Here is a 2,661-nt window from a genome sequence, read left to right as displayed (position 1 = left end):
TTAGAGGGTTAGTGAAGGAAGAAGGTATCCCCCCCAACCCCCCTTTGAAAGGGGGGAGTCAGAGACACGGAGACGCGGGGAGGGGGAGACGCGGAGACGCGGAGAGTCCAGTAGGGTGTGTTAGCGGAGCGTAACGCACCGCAAAGTAGTAGACCGACACAACTAAAATGGTGCGTTACGACGGATTGTTAAATCCCTTTCATAGTCTGAATTTAAGCCGTCTAACGCACCCTACAAAATTTACTATTGTTGTTGACTTGCTGCTTCCGACTGAGCAACTGCTGCAGCAAATTATGGATTTTGTTGTAGCTCTTCTGGGACTCCTATTGCTATATCTAAACCAATAGTATTTGACCACTTGGTTTGATTATTCCATTTGATATTACTGAGGTCGGCATCAATGAGGTCGGCACCACTGAGGTCTGCACCACTGAGGTCAGCATTGCTGAGGTTGGCACCACTGAGGTCGGCATCAATGAGGTCGGCATCAATGAGGTCGGCATCACTGAGGTTGGCACCACTGAGGTCGGCATCAATGAGGTCTGCACCACTGAGGTCGGCATCACTGAGGTCGGCACTACTGAGGTTGGTATCTCTGAGGTCGGCACCACTGAGGTCGGCATCACTGAGGTTGGCGCGATAGAGGTCGGCATTACTGAGGTCGGCATTACCGAGGTTGGCGCGATAGAGGTCGGCATCGCAGAGGTCGGCATTACCTAGGTAAACACTACTGAGGTTAGCACGAATTAGGTTAGCACTACTGAGGTTGGCACGAATTAGGTCAGCGTCACTGAGGTCAGCATCACTGAGGTCAGCACGAATTAGGTTAGCACGAATTAGGTTAGCACGAATGAGGTCGGCACTACTGAGAAAACTACCTACTATTTCCACAAAAGTATCATTCCCAAGACATTGACTATAACCAATAATTCGCAGTAGTCTTGTGTTATCGAAATTTTCACTATCAGGTTGACCACAAGGATAAAAATGCAACTTATCCCGCAACTCCTCCTGAGACCTCCCATAACGATGCAACTCAAACAACAAAATCATCACATTCAACCCCGTATGAATATCCACCTGACGTTGCCCAGACTCAATACCCCACTGCCACAACTGCCTCGTCTTTTTCTGAGGTAAAACTTCCTCCCTTTCCTCAATAAACTTCCCATCAGACCAGTCTACATAAAACCCATACAACCGCTCAAACAACACCACCAACTCAACCTCACTTTTCACCAACAACACCATCAAATATTCCACAACCTCCACCGTTAGACTGCTATAACCAAACAGATCGTAAACCCGCCACTCAAACTCCTCATCAGATACCACATAAGTCTTACGTCGCTTCCCAGTTTTCTCCGTCAAATCTTCCAGACCTTCCACCATCCGTTTTGCACAGAGAAACTCACCAAAACTCTTGTGGAAAAACTCCACCGAATTTTCTGCCTTTGCTGCGGACTTCAAATAAAAGGCAGCTAAAGCATTTTTCAATCCATCCTCTCGCTTATTTTGCCGAGCATTCTCAATTAAATTCTGCAACTCCTTATATCCCTGTTTCACCAGTCGGTCTTCAATCATTTTTATTGCAGCATATTCTCCACCAGACTGCACCACACACAACCCTGCTTCTGCCAACAAAATTTCTAAATCTTCTGGGTCTAACTTCGTAATTTCAGGATTAAGATTTCTGCCGTCTTCTACTCGCTGCTTTTCCAACACCCACTCCAACGCTTGCTCATAGACCGAGACTTTTGCCCCACCAACATCAGCATTAGCAAACATCTCTACTTTTAACTGCTTATCCCGGTGCATTGCAGCAAGCAAATACAACAATAGAGGTTCCCGTGCCAACTCCTTAACCTGCTTCGGACATTCTTGACTCTGCAAAAATTCCCTAAATTTTTTTGTTTCCTCTTCCGCAACAATAGTCTGCCACTTGTCAAACCACCGTTGCTGAATTTCGTCACCCATCGACAAAATACTCACTCGCTCCAAATTAGGAGGCATCAACCTTTCAATTCCATAAAGCGCTAAGGGTCTTCCAGTAATTAAAACCCGATGACCGCGCTCGTTATTTTCTGCTGCCCGTTTCTGAAACTGGGCTACTTGGTCTAAGAATACCTTTAACTCATTACTTGCTCCCCGTTCCAATAACAACTCATCAAACCCATCCAGCAAAAACAAAAACTGAGTATTGCGGTCTGTCAACCAACCACTATCAGTCTTAACAAAGTCCCAACCCACTGCATCAGCTAAAGTTTCATCAATATTTGCTGCAAAATTTCTCACCTCCCGCAACCGAATTAAAATCGGTGTATATATAGGATGTAATTCCTGACGTACCCAGTCGGCAAACATTCGGCAAAATACACTTTTTCCTCTTCCCGGTCCTGCTTGAATAAATAACACCTGTTTGTCTTTGTTTTCATCCAGCAAAATTGTTTTTGCCCACTCCTGAATATTCTGAGGAGTTGCTGTTTCTTCAACCTTCTCATCGGAGTTGACAGTTTTTACTTCCAGTGGCACATAAATTTGTCGAAAAGTGAATTTTTCATCAAATACTTCTTCGTCTGGTTTAGTAGTAATATTCTTCTCTAAATATTTATCGATACTGCCATAAATTTCCAAATCTCCTTGCCACCCATACCCATAAAT

The 2,661-nt window shown here is 44.8% G+C and carries 1 protein-coding gene; it reads right to left on the bottom strand.

Annotated elements, in window-relative coordinates; genetic code table 11:
- Window positions 1-291: 291 nt before the first annotated feature.
- Window positions 292-2,661, bottom strand: a 2,370-nt coding sequence (locus tag F6K13_RS27560) for a pentapeptide repeat-containing protein (protein WP_287289075.1), incomplete at its 5' end; no start/stop codon positions are given.

The organism is Okeania sp. SIO2B9 (assembly GCF_010672505.1).
Classification (GTDB): Bacteria; Cyanobacteriota; Cyanobacteriia; order Cyanobacteriales; family Microcoleaceae; genus Okeania; species Okeania hirsuta.
The sequence above is the reverse complement of the archived record's forward strand: the minus strand, read 5'-3'. Positions and strand labels throughout refer to the sequence as shown.